The following is a 15,057-nucleotide window of genomic DNA, read 5'->3' as shown; positions in this document are numbered from 1 at the left end:
TGTCCGCCGCTGGTCAGGAACCAGAGCGGAACCCCAGCCTGCGCCCCATTTTCGAGGCGAAGAATTCGCCGATCAGCCCACGGCGGAACAGCAGGACGCAGACCATGAAGACGACGCCCGTGATGATCGTCACCGGGAAATCCGAGGTGGCGAGGAAGTTCTGCAGGCTGACGACCAGCCCGGCGCCAAAGACCGGCCCCGCCAACGTGCCGATCCCGCCCAGCAGCGTCATCAGGATCACCTCTCCCGACATCTGCCAGGCGACATCGGTCAGCGTGGCGAACTGGAAGATCAGCGCCTTGAGGCCCCCGGCCAGTCCCGCCAGCGCAGCCGACATGACAAAGGCGGCCAGCTTGTAGCGCGCCACGGAATAGCCCAGCGAGATCGCCCGCTGTTCATTCTCGCGGATGGATTTCAGGATCATCCCGAAGGGCGAGTTGACGAAGCGCCAGATGATGATCAGCCCGATGACAAAGACGGCAAGCACGAAGTAATACATGTTCATCACCTCGTTCAGGTCGATCAGCCCGAACAGGTGGCCGCGCGGCACGGACTGGATCCCGTCCTCGCCATGCGTAAAGCGGGCCTGCAGGCAGAAGAAGAAGAACATCTGCGACAGGGCCAGCGTGATCATGGCGAAATAGATGCCCTGCCGGCGGATGGCGATCGCGCCCATCACCAGCCCCAGCCCGGCCGCGCCGACGACGCCCAGAGCCAGCCCAGCTTCGGGCGACCAGCCCCAGACCTTGACGGCATGGGCGGTGAAATAGGCGGCCCCACCGAAAAAGGCGGCATGGCCGAAGCTGAGCAACCCCGTATAGCCCAGAAGCAGGTTGAAGGCCGAGGCAAACAGCGCGAAGGCCAGCAGCTTCATCAGGAAGATGGGGTACAGGAATTGCGGTGCCAGCAGCGCGGCCACCGCCGCCACGACCAGCAGCAGCAGCTGGATCTGGCCCGCGCGGGGATGGACCGCGATCTGCGGCGTCGCGATGGGTTCGGATTTCCCGGCCATGTCAGGCCTCCTTTCCGAATAGGCCCGCGGGCCGCAGGATCAGGACGATCGCCATGATGACGAAGATGACGATATTGGACGCCTCGGGGTAGAAGACCTTGGTCAGCCCCTCGACCACGCCCAGAAGATAGCCGGTGACGATGGCCCCAAGGATCGATCCCATGCCGCCCACGACGACGACGGCGAAGACGATGATGATGAGGTTCGACCCCATCAGCGGGCTGACCTGATAGACCGGCGCGGCCAGAACGCCCGCGAAGGCCGCAAGCCCCGCCCCCAGCGCATAGGTCAGCGTCAGCAGCAGGGGCACGTTCACCCCGAAGGCCTGGACCAGCACCGGGTTTTCGGTCGCCGCGCGCAGATAGGCGCCAAGCTTGGTCTTCTCGATCAGCAGCCAGACCGCGATGCAGACCGCGGCCGAGGCCACGACCACCCAGCCGCGATAGATCGGCAGGAACATGAAGCCCAGGTTCACCGCCCCCGAAAGCTGCGCGGGCGGGGCATAGGGCTTGCCCGACGCGCCGTAGAAATAGCGGAAGGTGCCCTCGATCGCCAGCGCAAGGCCAAAGGTGAACAGCAGCCCGTAAAGCGGGTCCAGATTGTAAAGCCGCGACAGCATCGTCCGTTCGACCAGCGCGGCCAGCAGCCCGACGATCAGCGGGGCCAGGATCAGCGCCAGCCAATAGTTGACGCCCCCCACCGTCAGCAGCAGCAGCGCCGCAAAGGCGCCCAGCATGTATTGCGCGCCATGGGCAAAGTTGATGACGCGCAGCAGGCCGAATATGACCGCCAGCCCCAGGGACAGCAGCGCATAGAACGAGCCGTTGATCAGCCCGACCAGAAGCTGGCCCATCAGGGCCTGCAGGGGCACGCCGAAGATCATGGTCATGTCACACCCCCAGTTCGCGGTGCAGCAGGTCCATCTGCTGCGGCAGGTCCTGGACCGGGAATTCCGCAATCATGCGCCCGTGGTCCATCAGATAGAAGCGGTCGGCCACCTTGGCGGCAAAGCGGAAGTTCTGCTCGACCAGCACGACGGTCATGCCGCGCTGCTTCAGCTTGACCAGCACCTCGCCGATGGCCTGGATGATGACGGGGGCCAGCCCCTCGGTCGGTTCGTCCAGAAGCAGACAGCGCGCGCCGGTGCGCAGGATGCGGGCCAGCGCCAGCATCTGCTGTTCGCCCCCCGAAAGCTTGGTGCCGGGACTGGCCCGGCGTTCCCGAAGGTTTGGGAAAAGCTGATAGATCTCGTCCACCGACATGCCGCCTTCGGCGACCTTGGGCGGCAGCATCAGGTTTTCCTCGACCGAGAGGCTGGCGAAGATGCCGCGCTCTTCGGGGATGAAGCCCAGTCCGACCCGGGCGGTCCGGTGCAGGGGCACGGACATCATGTCCTGCCCGGCGAATTCGATCCGGCCGCTGCGCTTGCGCAGGATGCCCATGATGGTGCGCAGCGTCGTGGTCTTGCCCATGCCGTTGCGGCCAAGGATGCAGATCATCTCGCCTTCGCGGACATGCAGATCGACGCCATGCAGCACATGGCTTTCGCCATACCAGGCCTGCAGGCCGGAAACGTTCAGAAGCGGCGCTGTCATGCGTCGGTCCCCATATAGGCGGTGCGAACGCGCGGATCGGCCGAGACGGTGGCGTAATCGCCCCGCGCGATGATCTCGCCACGTTGCAGGACGGTGACGTGGTCGCAGATATCCGCGACGACATTCAGGTTGTGTTCGACCATCAGCACGGCGCGCTCGGCGGCGACGTCGCGGATGATGCGGGCGACCATCTGCACGTCCTCTTGTCCCATGCCGGCCATCGGCTCGTCCAGCAGCAGGACCTGGGGGTCAAGCGCCAGCGTCGTCGCGATTTCCAGCACGCGCTTCCTGCCATAGGACAGGTCGGCGGCGCGGTGGTCGCGCCAGGCGGCAAGGCCAAGCCGGCCGATCAGTTCATCCGCGCGCGCGTCCAGCCGGTCCAGCGCGGACAGGGGCAGCCAGAATTGGGTGGCCAGCCCGCTGGGGCGTTGCAAGGCGACCTTGACGTTCTCGCGCACGGTCAGGTTCGGGAACACGGCCGAGATCTGGAAGGATCGCACCAGCCCCATGCGCGCCACCTTGTCGGGTGGCGTGCGGGTGATGTCGGTCCCCCTCAGCGTGATCTGGCCGCGCGTCGGTTGCAGGAACTTGGTCAGCAGGTTGAAGACGGTGGTCTTGCCCGCCCCGTTCGGGCCGATCAGCGCATGGATGCGGGCATGATGCACATCCAGATCGACATTGTTGACGGCGCTGAAGCCCCCGAAATCCTTGCCAAGGCCGCGGGCGGAAAGCACCACCTGCGGCTGGTCCTGCATCGCGGCAGAATGCGCGGTCATCTTACTTGACCAGCGGGCAGCCGCTTTTGGCCGGATCGAGATAGGCCTGATCGCCGGGAATGGTGGCCAGCACCTTGTAGTAATCCCAGTCCTCGGTCACTTCGGAGGGCTTCTTCACCTCCATAAGGTATACGTCCGAGATCATCCGGCCATTGGCCGCGACCTTGCCGTTCTGGGCGAAGACGTCGTTCACCGGCAGTTCATGCAGCTTGGCCGAGACCGCGTCGGCATCGTCCGAGCCCGCCGCCTGAATGGCCTTCAGGTATTGCGTCACGGCGGAATAGGTGCCGGCATGGATCATGTTCGGCATGACGCCGGTGCGTTCCTTGAAGCGCTTGCCGAATTCGGCCGTTTCCGGGGTGCGGTTCCAGTAGAAGCTTTCGGTCAGGTTCAGTCCCTGCGCGGCCTCAAGCCCCAGCCCGTGGACCTCGGCCAGCGTGAACAGCAGCGCCGCAAGCTTCTGCCCGCCCTGGGTGATGCCGAATTCGGCGGCCTGCTTGATGGCGTTCTGCGTGTCCATGCCGGCATTGGCCAGGCCGATGACCTTGGCACCCGAGGCCTGGGCCTGCAGCAGGAAGGACGAAAAGTCGGTCGTCGCCAGCGGATGACGGACCGAACCCACGACCGAGCCGCCCTGCGACTTCACGAAATTGCCGGTGTTCTCCTCAAGCGAATAGCCGAAGGCATAGTCGGCGGTCAGGAAGAACCAGCTGTCGCCGCCTTCCTTGACCAGCGCGCCGCCGGTGCCGACGGCCAGCGCATGGGTGTCATAGGCCCAGTGGAAGCCATAGGGCGAACATTGCGCGCCGGTCAGTTCGGTCGTGGCCGCGCCGGTGTTGATGGTGATCTTCTTCTTGTCCTTGGACAGCGCCTGCACGGCCAGCCCGACCGAGGACGAGGTCAGCTCCATGATGCTGTCCACCTGCTCGGTGTCATACCATTGCCGGGCGATGTTCGAGGCGATATCGGCCTTGTTCTGGTGGTCGGCGGTGACGACCTCGACCGGGGCGTCCAGAACCTTGCCGCCGAAATCCTCGACCGCCATCTTCGCGGCCTCATAGGAATACTTGCCGCCGAAATCGGCATAGACCCCGGACTGGTCGTTCAGGATGCCGATCTTGACCTTGCCGTCCGAAATTTCGGCCAAGGCGGGCGTGGCGACAAGACCCACCGCAGCGGTGGTCAGCAGAATGTTACGCATGTTTCCTCCCAAGGTCGCCCCTTGCTCTGGCGGGGTGACCGCCGGACGGGACATTTTATGACAAGAGGCACTCTCCCCAGCGCCTCCCTTGGAAAACGATGCCGGGAAAGCCGCTTTGACACAAGCGTTCAGGAAGGTTAAATTTCTTACAGAACCTGTCCATTTATGAACACATGTCGACTCTAAGCTGGGATGACCTTCAATTCTTTCTGGCGGTGATGCGCGAACGGCAGCTGTCGCGGGCGGCACGGGTGCTGGGCACGTCGCATGTCACCGTCTCGCGCCGGATCGACCGGTTGGAACAGGCGCTGAACACCCGCCTGTTCGAGCGCAATCCCCGCGGCTATGAACCGACCCCGGCAAGCCAGCGCCTTCTGGAAACCGCCGAGCGGATGGAGGAGGCGGCGCGGCAGCTGCCGCTGAAGCAGGGCGCGGCGCCGGGACAGGCGCGGTCGCTGCGGCTGGCCATGCCAGAGGGGTTCGCCAGCCTGTTCTCGACCCACCTGCTGCCCGAGTTCATCGCCCGCTTTCCGCTGCTTTCGCCCGAAATCATCACCATGCCGCAGGTGCTGTCGCTGTCCCGGCGTGAGGCCGATATCTGGATCACGCTGGACCCGGTGATGCACGGCCCCTATCGCTCGCAGCGGCTGGCGGATTACACGCTGCATCTTTACGCGACGCCCGGTTATCTTCAGGGGGCCGCGACGATCCACGTCCCGCAGGACCTGCTTTCGCATCGCATCATCGGCTATATCGAGGAGATGATCTTCGCCCCCGGACTTGATTATCTGGGCGAGGTGCATCCGTCGCTGCGGGCAAGCGTGAAAAGCTCCAGCGTGTTCAGCCAGCTGGCCGCGATCCGCAACGGGTTGGGCGTCGGTGTGCTGCCGCATTTTCTGGCGGCCAAATATCCGGGTCTGCAGATCGTCCTGCCCCGGCAGGTGCGGCTGACGCGGACCTATTGGCTGACCTGTCACCGCGACGTGCGGACCATGCGATGGGCGGGCGCGGTGATCGACTTTCTGGGCGAAAAGCTGGCCGCGCGGGGCGGGGAACTGGTCCGCCCCGATCCCTGAGGCCAGATTTCAAGGCCCGGTTCCAAGGCCGGTGGCGCGGCGCAAATTCCTTGCCTATCCTTTCGCCAGACCTTGGGAGAAAGCCTGATGAAGATCACCGCCGCCGTCCTTGAAGAGATCGGCCGACCCGGGCCCTATGCCACGACGCGGCCCCTGACGGTGGGCGAGCTGGACCTTCAGCCCCCGCGCAAGGGCGAGGTGCTGGTGCGTGTCGCAGCGGCGGGGCTGTGCCATTCGGACCTGTCCGTCATCAACGGCGACCGGGCGCGGCCGGTGCCGATGGTTCTGGGCCACGAAGGCGCGGGCATCGTCGAGGCGGTGGGCGAGGACGTGACCGACCTGCGCAGCGGCGACCGCGTCGTCTTCGTCTTCGTCCCGTCTTGCGGGCATTGCGGTCCCTGCCAGTCGGGGCGTCCCGCCCTGTGCGAACCGGGTGCGGCCTCGAACGGGCGGGGCGAGATGCTGGCAGGCGGCACACGCCTGTCGCGGGACGGCCAGCCCGTCCATCACATGACCGGCGTCGCCAGCTTTGCGACCCATGCCGTGATCTCGCGTCGCAGCCTTGTCAGGATCGATTCCGACGTGCCGCTGCACATCGCCGCGCTGATGGGGTGCGCTGTGCTGACCGGGGCGGGCGCGGTCTTCAACATGGGCGCGGTCCAGCCGGGAAGCCGGGCCGCGGTGGTGGGCCTTGGCGGGGTCGGGCTGGCCGCGATCCTTGGCGCGGTCACGGCGGGGGCGGAAACCATCGTCGCGGTCGATGTCCTGCCCGCCAAGCTGGAGATGGCGCGAAGCCTTGGCGCGACCCATTGCTTTCAGGCATCTGATCCCGACCTGACCGGCAAGGTGCGCGAGGCGACTGGCGGCGGGGTCGAGACGGCGCTGGAATGCGCAGGCTCGGCCCGCGCGCTGGAGACGGCCTTTGCCCTGACGCGGCGCGGCGGCACCACGATCTCGGCGGGGCTGGCCAATCCTGCGGCGGTGCTGAACATCTCTCCGCTGACGCTGGTGGCCGAGGAACGCGCCCTTCGCGGCAGCTATCTTGGTTCGGGCGTGCCGTCGCGCGACATTCCCCGTTTCCTCGGGCTGTTCGAACGCGGCAGGCTGCCCGTCGAAAAGCTGATGACCCACCGCATCCGGCTGGAGGACATCAACGAGGGGTTCGACCGCCTGCACCGTGGCGAAGCCATCCGGCAGGTGATCGACTTCCCGCATTAGCGCCCCAGGCCGGGGCGTGTCAGTCCTGGCCGAAGATCCCGGTATGGATCACGCCGTCGCGTCCGCACCAGGCGCGATACATGCCGGGGCTGTTGAACGGCAGCGAGACATTGCCCTTGCGGTCCACGGCGACAAGCCCGCCCGATCCGCCGCGCGCCCCCAGTTCGGTGACGACATCGCCCGCCGCCTTCGGCAGATCCTGCCCGGCCCAACGCATCCGGGCGTCGATTTCGTGGCCGACGGCCCAGCGGATGAAATATTCGCCATGCCCGGTGGCCGAGATCGCGGCGGTCTCGTCATCGGCCCAGGTGCCAGCGCCGATCACCGGGCTGTCGCCGACGCGGCCCGGCAGTTTTGCGGTCATCCCCCCGGTCGAGGTCGCGGCGGCCAGATGCCCGCGCGCGTCGCAGGCGACCGCGCCCACGGTGCCGTGTTTGCGCGCCGGGTCGCCGTCATCGGGGATGTTCTGGCGACGGCGTTCCAGCTCGGCCTCAAGCGCGGCGCGGCGGGCGGGGGTGCCGAACCAGTCGTCGGGCATCATTTCCAGACCCGAACGCGCGCAGAAATCTGCGGCCCCGGCGCCGGACAGGAAGACATGCTCGGTCGTCTCCATGACGGCGCGGGCGGCAAGGATCGGGTGACGCGGCCCGCAGATGCCCGCGATCGCCCCGCAGGCGCGGGTCGCGCCGTCCATCACGGCGGCGTCCATCTCGTGCCGGGCGGCCGAGGTGAAGACGGCACCGCGACCGGCGTTGAACAGGGGGTCGGCCTCAAGCGCCATCACCGCGGCGGTGACGGCATCCAGCGCCGCGCCGTCCTGACGCAGAACGTCCAGCCCGGCCTGCAGACAGGCGCGCAGCGCGGCGTGATACTCGGCCTCTTTCTGCGGCGTCATGTTCGAGGGCAGGATGGTCCCGGCGCCGCCATGCAGCGCGATTACGGGGGTGAAGTCGGTCATGGGTAGCCTGTCTTTCAATTAACGCAGCGCAAAGCTCATGGCGGAAAGCGCCGTCATCCAGCCGATCACCTCGGCCATGCTGGCGCAGTCAAAGGCGACTGTCAGCGGATCGACGCGGATCGCGGGGGGCAGCACGTCCATCTGGTCGGCCAGCGCCGGGCGGGCCATCACGAATTCGGCGCGGAAGGGGCCGGGGCGGGGGCGCGCCACCATCTGGCCCGCGCGGCTGGCCGCCTGGCTGGCGCGCAGCCGCAGCAGGTCATGGGCGCGCGAGACGGAAATCTGGCGCGCCGCCCGCTGCCCGAAGGCGGTCTTGACCACCGCGAATTCGGCATCGGGGAACAGGGGGCGGTTTTCGGCCTCGGTCCGGTCGTCGCCGGTGATCAGCCCGACCGGCATGCCCAGCTCGGCCGCGTAAAGGCCATAGATCGCGGGCTCGCCACAGGGGGTGCCGTTCACCCGCACCTCGGCAAAGGCGAAGCCGTTGGTGGTGTGGGACAGCACGCCCGCGCCGCCCGCCCGCGCGTGGTGGCCGGTCATGCAGAACAGATCGAACCCGGCATCCAGCCCGCAGGCCATGTTCATCGGCTTGGGCTTGCCAAGGATCAAGTCTGCCGCGGGATGCAGCTGGTCGGGCAGGATATTGGTCATCTGGCCGTGGGAATCGTTGACCACGATTTCGGTCGCGCCGCCCTCGATCAGCCCCTCGATCACGGCATTGACCTCGCGCGTCATCAGCAGGCGCGCCTTTTCGTATTCGCCGTTTCCGGCCTGGCACTGCAGGGGCGCGACGACACCCGCCACGCCCTCGATATCGGCCGAGATATAGACGCGCATTCCCGCCCCCTCAGTTCGAGCGCAGCTTGGGGTCAAGCGCGTCGCGCAAGCCGTCGCCCAGCAGGTTGAAGCCCAGCACCGTCAGGAAGATTGCCAGACCCGGAAACAGCGTCAAGTGGTCGGCCACGCCCATATAGCTGCGCCCGTCCGCCAGCATCGCGCCCCATTCGGGCGATGGCGGCTGCGCCCCCAGCCCGATGAAGGACAGCGCCGCCGCCGTCAGGATCGACGTCCCGATCCGCATCGAGAAATAGACGATCACGTTCGGCAGCGTGCCGGGCAGGATGTGGCGCAGCATGATGACCGTGTCGCTGACGCCCACCGCGCGCGCCGCGTCGACATAGACCGTGCGCTTCAGCTGCAGGGTCGTGCCCCGCGCCAGCCGCGCAAAGACCGGGATCGAGAAAACCGCGACGGCATAGATGACATTGGTGATCCCCGGCCCCAGGATCGCGATGACCGCGATGGCCAGCAGGATCCCCGGAAAGGCCAGCAGCAGGTCGCAAAGCCGCATCACCGCGCTGTCGGCCCAGCCGCCGCGATAACCCGCGACGATGCCCAGGCTGACGCCGACGATCGCGCCCAGCGTCACCGACAGGAAGCCGACCATCAGCGAGATCCGCGACCCCCAGACGATGCGGCTGAAGATGTCGCGCCCATAGGCGTCGGTGCCCGCCAGATGCAGCAGGCTGGGACCGGCCAGCACGTTTTCGTAATCCGGCGCGGCCGGGTCATAGGGGGCGACCAGCGGCGCCAGGATCGCGACGACGACCAGCAGGGCGATGAAGGCCAGCGCCACCAGCGCCACCTTTTGGCGCATGAAGCGGCGGCAGAATTCGGCAAAGGGCTTGCGCGTCCGGTTGGCCGTTCCTGCGGGCATGTTGAGGGCGCTCATTGGTAACGGATCTCCGGGTTGGCGAAGATGTAAAGGACATCGACAAGCAGATTGATCAGGATGAACTGCAACGAGAACATCAGCACCAGCGCCTGGATCACCGGATAGTCGCGATAGGTCACGGAATCGACCAGCAGGCGACCGACGCCCGGCCATGCGAAGACGCTTTCCACGACGATCGAGCCGCCCAGAAGAAAGCCGAATTGCAGGCCGACCATGGTGATGATCGGGATCAGCGCATTGCGCAGCGCATGGCGCCAGATCACCTTGCGTTCGGGCACGCCCTTGGCGCGGGCGGTGCGGACGTAATCCTCGCGCGAGATCTCGATGAAGGCCGAGCGGGTGAACCGCGCCATGACCGCGGCCACGGCCAGCCCCAGCGTAAAGGACGGCATGACGAAATGCTGCCATGTCCCGTATCCGCCGGTCGGCAGCCAGCCCAGATGGACCGAGAACAGGTTGATGAGCAGGAGCCCCAGCCAGAAGGGCGGGAACGAGATTCCCGAGACGGCAAGCACCATGCCGCCGTAATCCTGCCAGCGTCCGCGCTTGACCGCCGAGATGACGCCGATCAGCAGCCCGATGGCGACGGCCCAGACCATCGCGAACAGCGTCAGCCAGACCGTGGGCATCAGGCGCAGGCCGATCTCTTCGACGACGGGGCGGCGCGTCTTCAGCGACATGCCCAGATCGCCATGCAGAAGATTGGTGAGATACTGCAAGAATTGCTGCGGCAGCGGCTTGTCCAGCCCCAGCGCGGCACTGACCGCGGCGATGTCGTCGGGCGTCGCATCCGGCCCGGCGACAAGGCGCGCCGGATCGCCCGGCAGCATGTGGACGAACGCGAAGACGGCCAGGGTCACCATCAGGATGACCGGGATCGTCCCAAGCAATCGTTTGAGCAAATAGGATGGCATGTGAAGTTTCTGTCCCGCTTCGGTTCGGCCCGGTCTTGCCCCGGTTTTGCCCCGGCCGTGATCCGGCCGGAGCGGTTGATGCTGGAGGAAAGGCGGATGCCTTTCGCGGCTGGCGCCTTATTCGGCGAAGGCCGCGTCTTCCAGCAGGAAGCCCTGGTCGGGCAGCTGGTAGACGCCGCTCAGATCCTTGCTTTGGGCCGAGATCACGTCGGACACGCCCAGGAAGATCCACGGCGCGCCATCCCATGCCAGTTTTTGCGCGGTTTCATAAAAGCCCGCGCGCTTGGCCGGATCGGCGGTGCCAAGCGCACCCTTGATCGCCTCGTCGACGGCCTTGTCGCTGTAATAGGCGACGTTGAACATCGAGGGCGGCGCGCTTTCGCTGAGCAGCAAGGGTCGGATGCCCCAGTCGGCATCCCCGGTCGAGGCCGACCAGCCGCCATAGTACATCTGGACGGTCGCGTCCTCGGGCTTGTCGATCGACCAGATCTTGTCCGCGGCGACGCCGGATTCCAGCGGCAGGACGTTCACCTTGACGTTCACCTGCGCCAGCTGCTGCTGCAGGAACTGTGCCGCGCGCAGCGACCCGGTGCTGTTCGAGCTCGTCCAAAGCTCGGTCTCGAAGCCGTTCTCATAGCCGGCTTCCTTCAGCAGCTCCTTGGCCTTGGCGAGGTCGAAGGGATATTCCCCGGCAGTGACATGGAAGGCCAGATCGGCCGGAATGATCGAATCCGCGGGCGTGCAGGCGCCGTTATAGACGATCTTGCAATAGGCATTCTTGTCGACGGCATAGTTCAGCGCCTGCCGGACCAGCTTGTTGTCGAAGGGCTTCTTCATGTTGTTCAGCCCGACATACCATTCCACGATCGAGGGCCGGGTGACGATTTCCAGCTTCGGGTTCGCCTCGACCACCTTCATCAGCTCGGTCGGGAAGGTCGGGACGAACTGCGCCTCGCCGGTTTGCAGCATGGCCATGCGCGCGCCCGATTCCGGGATCGAGCGGATGATGACGCCATCGACCTTGGCCGCGCCTTTCCAATAGGCGTCGTTGCGCGACACCTCGAACGTGTCGGCGGCCCAGTGCTTGAACACGAAGGGACCGGTCCCGACCGGGTTGCGGTCGATGTCCTTGCCGAATTTCTCAAGTGCTGCGGGCGAGATCATCATCGCGCCCGGATGCGCGAGCGAGGCGATCATGGCCCCGAACGGCTCGCTGAGGATCAGCTTGACGGTATAGGGGTCGACGACCTGCACTTCCTTGACCATCTGCACAAGGCTGCGGCGCGAAAGCTGGTTGTCGGGGTTGCGCAGCGTGTCGATGTTCACCTTGACGGCTTCGGCGTTGAAGTCGGTGCCGTCGTGGAACTTGATCCCCTGGCGCAGCTTGATCGTGAACTCGGTCGCGTCGTCGTTCGCGTCATAGCTTTCGGCCAGAAGCGGGATCAGCTTCATGTCCTTGTCGAAGCCGAAAAGCCCCTGATAGACCAGCCGCAGCGAGGCTTGCGACAGCGTGTCATTGGCGATGCGCGGGTCCAGCCCGGTCAGGTTGGCCGAGACCGCGACGGTCAGGTCCTTGGCCCAGCCGGTCAAAGGCATCATCGCCGCCAGGCCAAGCGCCGACGCGGCAAGAAGCGATTTGAGTTTCATGTACCTCTCCTTGGTTCTAACTCTGATTGGCCGGCGCTGTCAGCCGAACAGGCCGACCGGGTGGCGCGCGACGAAATGCTGGGGCGCGACCTCGACCAGCGGCGCGACCACGGGCGGATCGCCGACGCTGCGCATGGGGCTGGGGATCTCGCCCTCGATCAGCGGGCGGTTGCGGTTGCGCGCCTCGGGCGAGGCGATGGGGACGGCCGAAAGCAGGCGGCGCGTATAGGCGTGCTGGGGGTTCTCGAAGATCTGGCGGCGGGTGCCGATCTCGACGATCTGGCCCAGATACATGACCGCGACGCGGTGGCTGACGCGTTCCACCACCGCCATGTCATGGCTGATGAAGATATAGGACAGGCGCCGCTTTTCCTGCAGGTCCATCAGCAGGTTCACCACCTGCGCCTGGATCGACACGTCCAGTGCTGCCACGGCCTCGTCCGCGATCAGGATGTCGGGTTCCCCGGCCAGGGCGCGGGCGATGCAGATCCGCTGGCGCTGGCCGCCAGAAAATTCATGCGGATAGCGCTGCGCATGTTCCGGTTGCAGGCCCACATCGGCCAGCAGCTCGGCCACCCGGCGGTCGACTTCGCGCCCCTTGGCAAGCCCGTGGGTCAGCAGCGGTTCCGCGATCGAGAATCCGACCGTCAGGCGCGGGTCCAGCGAGGCGAAGGGGTCCTGGAAGACATACTGGATCTTGCGGCGGACCTTCTGCCGCTCGGATGCGGGCAGCGAGAAGATGTCGCGGCCCTGATACATGACCGAACCCGAGGTCGCCTCTTGCAGCATCATCACGGTGCGGCCGGTGGTGGATTTCCCGCAGCCGGATTCGCCGACCAGCGCCAGCGTCTCGCCCTTGCGCAGGCCGAAATTGATATGCTCGACCGCGTGGATGCGCCCGGTCACGCGCGACAGCAGGCCCTTGCGCACGTCGAAGCGGGTGACAAGATCGCGCGCCTCAAGGATCGGCTGGTCGGATTCGACGGTATCCTGCGGCGGAAACTGCTGGAAGCTGGCGGCGTCGCGGTGGTCGCCATCGGCGCGCAGCAGCGGAAAGCGGCGCGGCAGTTCCTGCCCGTTCAGTGCGCCAAGGCGCGGCACCGCGGCCAGCAACGCGCGGGTATAGGGATGCTCGGGTGACTGGAAGATCTGCTCGACGCTGCCTTCCTCGACCTTTTCGCCGTGGCGCATGACCAGAACCTTGTCGGCGACCTCGGCCACCACGCCCATGTCATGGGTGATGAACAGGACCGCCATGCCCATTTCTTCCTGAAGCAGCCGGATCAGCCGCAGGATCTGGGCCTGGATGGTCACGTCCAGCGCGGTCGTCGGCTCGTCCGCGATCAGCAGGCGCGGCTTGCAGGACAGGGCCATCGCGATCATCACGCGCTGGCGCATCCCGCCCGAAAGCTGGTGGGGGTGGCGGTCAAGGATGCGCGCGGCATCGGGAATGCGCACCTTTTCCAGCATCCGCAGCGCCTCGGCGCGGGCCTCGGCCGGACTGCAATCCTGATGCAGGCGCACGGCTTCGGCGATCTGTTCGCCCACGGTAAACACCGGGTTCAGCGAGGTCATCGGTTCCTGAAAGATCATCGCGACATCGTTGCCGCGGATCTTTTCCATCTGGCGGAGCGGCGTTTTGGTCAGGTCGCGCTGCTGCCCGTCGCGGCCCGAAAGCGTGACCGTGCCCTGCGTGATGCGCCCGCCGCCGAATTCGACCAGCCGCATGATGGCAAGCGAGGTGACAGATTTTCCCGAACCGGATTCGCCCACCACGGCCAGCGTCTCGCCCGGCGCAATTTCGAACGACAGGTTCCTGACGGCCTGAAAGGTGCCGCTGTCGCCCTTGAATTCGACGCCCAGCCCCTCGACGCGGATCGTGGCGCCGTCCTTGGTTTCCATGCGGGTCATTTCGGCTCCTTGGGGGCGGGGGCGGAAGCCTGGGGGCCATCCGCGTAAAGATAGGGAAAGATCAGCCGGGTCAGGGCCGCGGCATCCGAGGCGCTTTGGTAGCGCGAGGTCATCAGCGCCACGAGCGCCTCGAACAGCGCGATGGCGGCAAGGCCGGACGAATTCAGGACGGGCTGGCGCGCCGGCACGATGAAGGTCTGGTCGCAAAGCTGAAAGATGGGCGAGCTTTCGCTGTCGGTGATCCCCACGCAGGGCACGCCCCGCGCGCGGGCCAGCCGCAGAAAGTCCAGCGTCGCCACCGAGTAACGCGGCAGCGACATGGCGATGACCAGATCGCGCGGCCCCATCCGGCCGATGGCGCTGGCCAGCCGCTCATAACCGCCGGCACCGTCCAGGATTTCGCAGCTGCGCAGGAAATGCTCCGCCGATCCCGCGAAATAGGCCAGCGCGCGCGCTGCGCGGCCAAAGCCCAGAAAGCCCACCTTGTCGGCGGCGACCATGCGGTCGACCAGCGCCTCGCATTTGTCGACCGGGCAATCCGCCGCCAGCATCGAGATGTTCTGCTGCAAAGCCGCCAGTGAATCCTGCATCACCTCGGCCGAGGGGCGCTGGCTGGCGCGGCTGACATTCTCGATCGGTTGCAGCAGATCCTGATAGCGCCGGACGGCGATGGCGCGGAAATCGGCATAGCCCGACAGGCCCAGCACGCGCACGAACCGTGTGATCGTGGGGGCCGAGACTTCGGCCGCCTGGGCCAGATCCTCGATCCCCATCGTCGCGACAAGGAAGGGATTGGACAGGACGAATTCGCCGACGCGCTGCTGGTTGGCGGTGAACTGCGCCCAGTTCGCCTCGATCATCTTCTTCAGATCGTCCATCGCGCCTGCGCCTCCCTCGCCAACGTGAAAAACAAATTACATCCGCCCATGCGAATGGCGCGTTTATTTTCACATCCGGTTTGGGATGGCAAGGATTCGTGCGCAGGTTGTCCCAGACTGACGAAAAGAGGCCGCG

General features: G+C 66.0%; 14 protein-coding genes. 2 read left to right on the top strand and 12 right to left on the bottom strand.

Features of this window, described 5'->3' with window-relative positions; all coding sequences use genetic code 11:
- Positions 1 to 13 precede the first annotated feature (13 nt).
- The 5 genes from ACO2Q4_RS04255 to ACO2Q4_RS04235 are packed head-to-tail and all read right to left on the bottom strand — an operon-like array spanning position 14 to position 4,584.
- Positions 14 to 1,012, bottom strand: coding sequence for a branched-chain amino acid ABC transporter permease (locus ACO2Q4_RS04255; RefSeq protein WP_423317501.1), 999 nt, complete (start codon positions 1,010 to 1,012; stop codon positions 14 to 16).
- Between the two features lies 1 nt (position 1,013).
- A complete protein-coding gene (locus tag ACO2Q4_RS04250) occupies positions 1,014 to 1,901 on the bottom strand; it encodes a branched-chain amino acid ABC transporter permease (RefSeq protein ID WP_311759488.1) in 888 nt (295 codons plus the stop codon).
- A 1-nt stretch (position 1,902) separates the two neighbouring features.
- Positions 1,903 to 2,607: an ABC transporter ATP-binding protein gene (locus ACO2Q4_RS04245; protein ID WP_395131818.1), complete on the bottom strand. Its 705-nt coding sequence runs from the start codon at positions 2,605 to 2,607 to the stop codon at positions 1,903 to 1,905.
- The gene (locus ACO2Q4_RS04240) at positions 2,604 to 3,383 is read right to left on the bottom strand and encodes an ABC transporter ATP-binding protein (RefSeq protein WP_311759490.1); all 780 of its coding nucleotides are present in this window, start codon (positions 3,381 to 3,383) and stop codon (positions 2,604 to 2,606) included. Before ACO2Q4_RS04240 ends, ACO2Q4_RS04245 begins: the two co-directional genes overlap by 4 nt.
- Before the next feature lies 1 nt (position 3,384).
- The gene (locus ACO2Q4_RS04235; protein WP_311759491.1) at positions 3,385 to 4,584 is read right to left on the bottom strand and encodes an ABC transporter substrate-binding protein; all 1,200 of its coding nucleotides are present in this window, start codon (positions 4,582 to 4,584) and stop codon (positions 3,385 to 3,387) included.
- Between the two features lie 173 nt (positions 4,585 to 4,757).
- Here ACO2Q4_RS04235 and ACO2Q4_RS04230 point away from each other — a divergent pair, with 173 nt between their 5' ends.
- Both ACO2Q4_RS04230 and ACO2Q4_RS04225 read left to right on the top strand, forming a co-directional pair.
- Positions 4,758 to 5,660 carry a LysR family transcriptional regulator gene (locus ACO2Q4_RS04230; protein WP_395131816.1) on the top strand — a complete coding sequence of 301 codons (903 nt, stop codon included), beginning with the start codon at positions 4,758 to 4,760 and terminating at the stop codon, positions 5,658 to 5,660.
- A gap of 87 nt (positions 5,661 to 5,747) precedes the next feature.
- On the top strand, positions 5,748 to 6,878 hold the full coding sequence (locus ACO2Q4_RS04225) for a zinc-dependent alcohol dehydrogenase family protein (protein ID WP_423317497.1): 1,131 nt from the start codon (positions 5,748 to 5,750) through the stop codon (positions 6,876 to 6,878).
- A gap of 19 nt (positions 6,879 to 6,897) precedes the next feature.
- Here ACO2Q4_RS04225 and ACO2Q4_RS04220 read toward each other — a convergent pair whose 3' ends face one another.
- From ACO2Q4_RS04220 to ACO2Q4_RS04190, 7 genes are all read right to left on the bottom strand, one after another.
- Positions 6,898 to 7,836, bottom strand: coding sequence for an isoaspartyl peptidase/L-asparaginase family protein (locus tag ACO2Q4_RS04220; RefSeq protein WP_311759494.1), 939 nt, complete (start codon positions 7,834 to 7,836; stop codon positions 6,898 to 6,900).
- Between the two features lie 18 nt (positions 7,837 to 7,854).
- The gene (locus ACO2Q4_RS04215) at positions 7,855 to 8,673 is read right to left on the bottom strand and encodes a M55 family metallopeptidase (RefSeq protein ID WP_423317494.1); all 819 of its coding nucleotides are present in this window, start codon (positions 8,671 to 8,673) and stop codon (positions 7,855 to 7,857) included.
- Between the two features lie 10 nt (positions 8,674 to 8,683).
- On the bottom strand, positions 8,684 to 9,568 hold the full coding sequence (locus ACO2Q4_RS04210; RefSeq protein WP_311759496.1) for an ABC transporter permease subunit: 885 nt from the start codon (positions 9,566 to 9,568) through the stop codon (positions 8,684 to 8,686).
- Positions 9,565 to 10,485 carry a glutathione ABC transporter permease GsiC gene (gene gsiC / locus ACO2Q4_RS04205; protein ID WP_311759497.1) on the bottom strand — a complete coding sequence of 307 codons (921 nt, stop codon included), beginning with the start codon at positions 10,483 to 10,485 and terminating at the stop codon, positions 9,565 to 9,567. Before gsiC ends, ACO2Q4_RS04210 begins: the two co-directional genes overlap by 4 nt.
- A gap of 117 nt (positions 10,486 to 10,602) precedes the next feature.
- The gene (locus tag ACO2Q4_RS04200; protein WP_311759498.1) at positions 10,603 to 12,132 is read right to left on the bottom strand and encodes a glutathione ABC transporter substrate-binding protein; all 1,530 of its coding nucleotides are present in this window, start codon (positions 12,130 to 12,132) and stop codon (positions 10,603 to 10,605) included.
- A 39-nt stretch (positions 12,133 to 12,171) separates the two neighbouring features.
- A complete protein-coding gene (locus ACO2Q4_RS04195; RefSeq protein ID WP_395131813.1) occupies positions 12,172 to 14,043 on the bottom strand; it encodes a dipeptide ABC transporter ATP-binding protein in 1,872 nt (623 codons plus the stop codon).
- Positions 14,040 to 14,921: a MurR/RpiR family transcriptional regulator gene (locus ACO2Q4_RS04190; protein ID WP_423317491.1), complete on the bottom strand. Its 882-nt coding sequence runs from the start codon at positions 14,919 to 14,921 to the stop codon at positions 14,040 to 14,042. The genes ACO2Q4_RS04195 and ACO2Q4_RS04190 overlap by 4 nt, the downstream gene beginning before the upstream one ends.
- Between the last annotated feature and the right edge of the window lie 136 nt (positions 14,922 to 15,057).

The sequence above is a fragment of the Paracoccus sp. KR1-242 genome (genome assembly GCF_049446195.1).
Taxonomy (GTDB): domain Bacteria; phylum Pseudomonadota; class Alphaproteobacteria; order Rhodobacterales; family Rhodobacteraceae; genus Paracoccus; species Paracoccus broussonetiae.
The sequence above is the reverse complement of the archived record's forward strand: the minus strand, read 5'-3'. Positions and strand labels throughout refer to the sequence as shown.

Excerpts from the sequence above, each read along its gene's own strand:
- ACO2Q4_RS04255 (WP_423317501.1), bottom strand. The coding sequence starts at position 1,012 with ATGGCCGGGAAATCCGAACCCATCGCGACGCCGCAGATCGCGGTCCAT.
- ACO2Q4_RS04250 (WP_311759488.1), bottom strand. The coding sequence starts at position 1,901 with ATGACCATGATCTTCGGCGTGCCCCTGCAGGCCCTGATGGGCCAGCTT.
- ACO2Q4_RS04245 (WP_395131818.1), bottom strand. The coding sequence starts at position 2,607 with ATGACAGCGCCGCTTCTGAACGTTTCCGGCCTGCAGGCCTGGTATGGC.
- ACO2Q4_RS04240 (WP_311759490.1), bottom strand. The coding sequence starts at position 3,383 with ATGACCGCGCATTCTGCCGCGATGCAGGACCAGCCGCAGGTGGTGCTT.
- ACO2Q4_RS04235 (WP_311759491.1), bottom strand. The coding sequence starts at position 4,584 with ATGCGTAACATTCTGCTGACCACCGCTGCGGTGGGTCTTGTCGCCACG.
- ACO2Q4_RS04230 (WP_395131816.1), top strand. The coding sequence starts at position 4,758 with ATGTCGACTCTAAGCTGGGATGACCTTCAATTCTTTCTGGCGGTGATG.
- ACO2Q4_RS04225 (WP_423317497.1), top strand. The coding sequence starts at position 5,748 with ATGAAGATCACCGCCGCCGTCCTTGAAGAGATCGGCCGACCCGGGCCC.
- ACO2Q4_RS04220 (WP_311759494.1), bottom strand. The coding sequence starts at position 7,836 with ATGACCGACTTCACCCCCGTAATCGCGCTGCATGGCGGCGCCGGGACC.
- ACO2Q4_RS04215 (WP_423317494.1), bottom strand. The coding sequence starts at position 8,673 with ATGCGCGTCTATATCTCGGCCGATATCGAGGGCGTGGCGGGTGTCGTC.
- ACO2Q4_RS04210 (WP_311759496.1), bottom strand. The coding sequence starts at position 9,568 with ATGAGCGCCCTCAACATGCCCGCAGGAACGGCCAACCGGACGCGCAAG.
- gsiC (WP_311759497.1), bottom strand. The coding sequence starts at position 10,485 with ATGCCATCCTATTTGCTCAAACGATTGCTTGGGACGATCCCGGTCATC.
- ACO2Q4_RS04200 (WP_311759498.1), bottom strand. The coding sequence starts at position 12,132 with ATGAAACTCAAATCGCTTCTTGCCGCGTCGGCGCTTGGCCTGGCGGCG.
- ACO2Q4_RS04195 (WP_395131813.1), bottom strand. The coding sequence starts at position 14,043 with ATGACCCGCATGGAAACCAAGGACGGCGCCACGATCCGCGTCGAGGGG.
- ACO2Q4_RS04190 (WP_423317491.1), bottom strand. The coding sequence starts at position 14,921 with ATGGACGATCTGAAGAAGATGATCGAGGCGAACTGGGCGCAGTTCACC.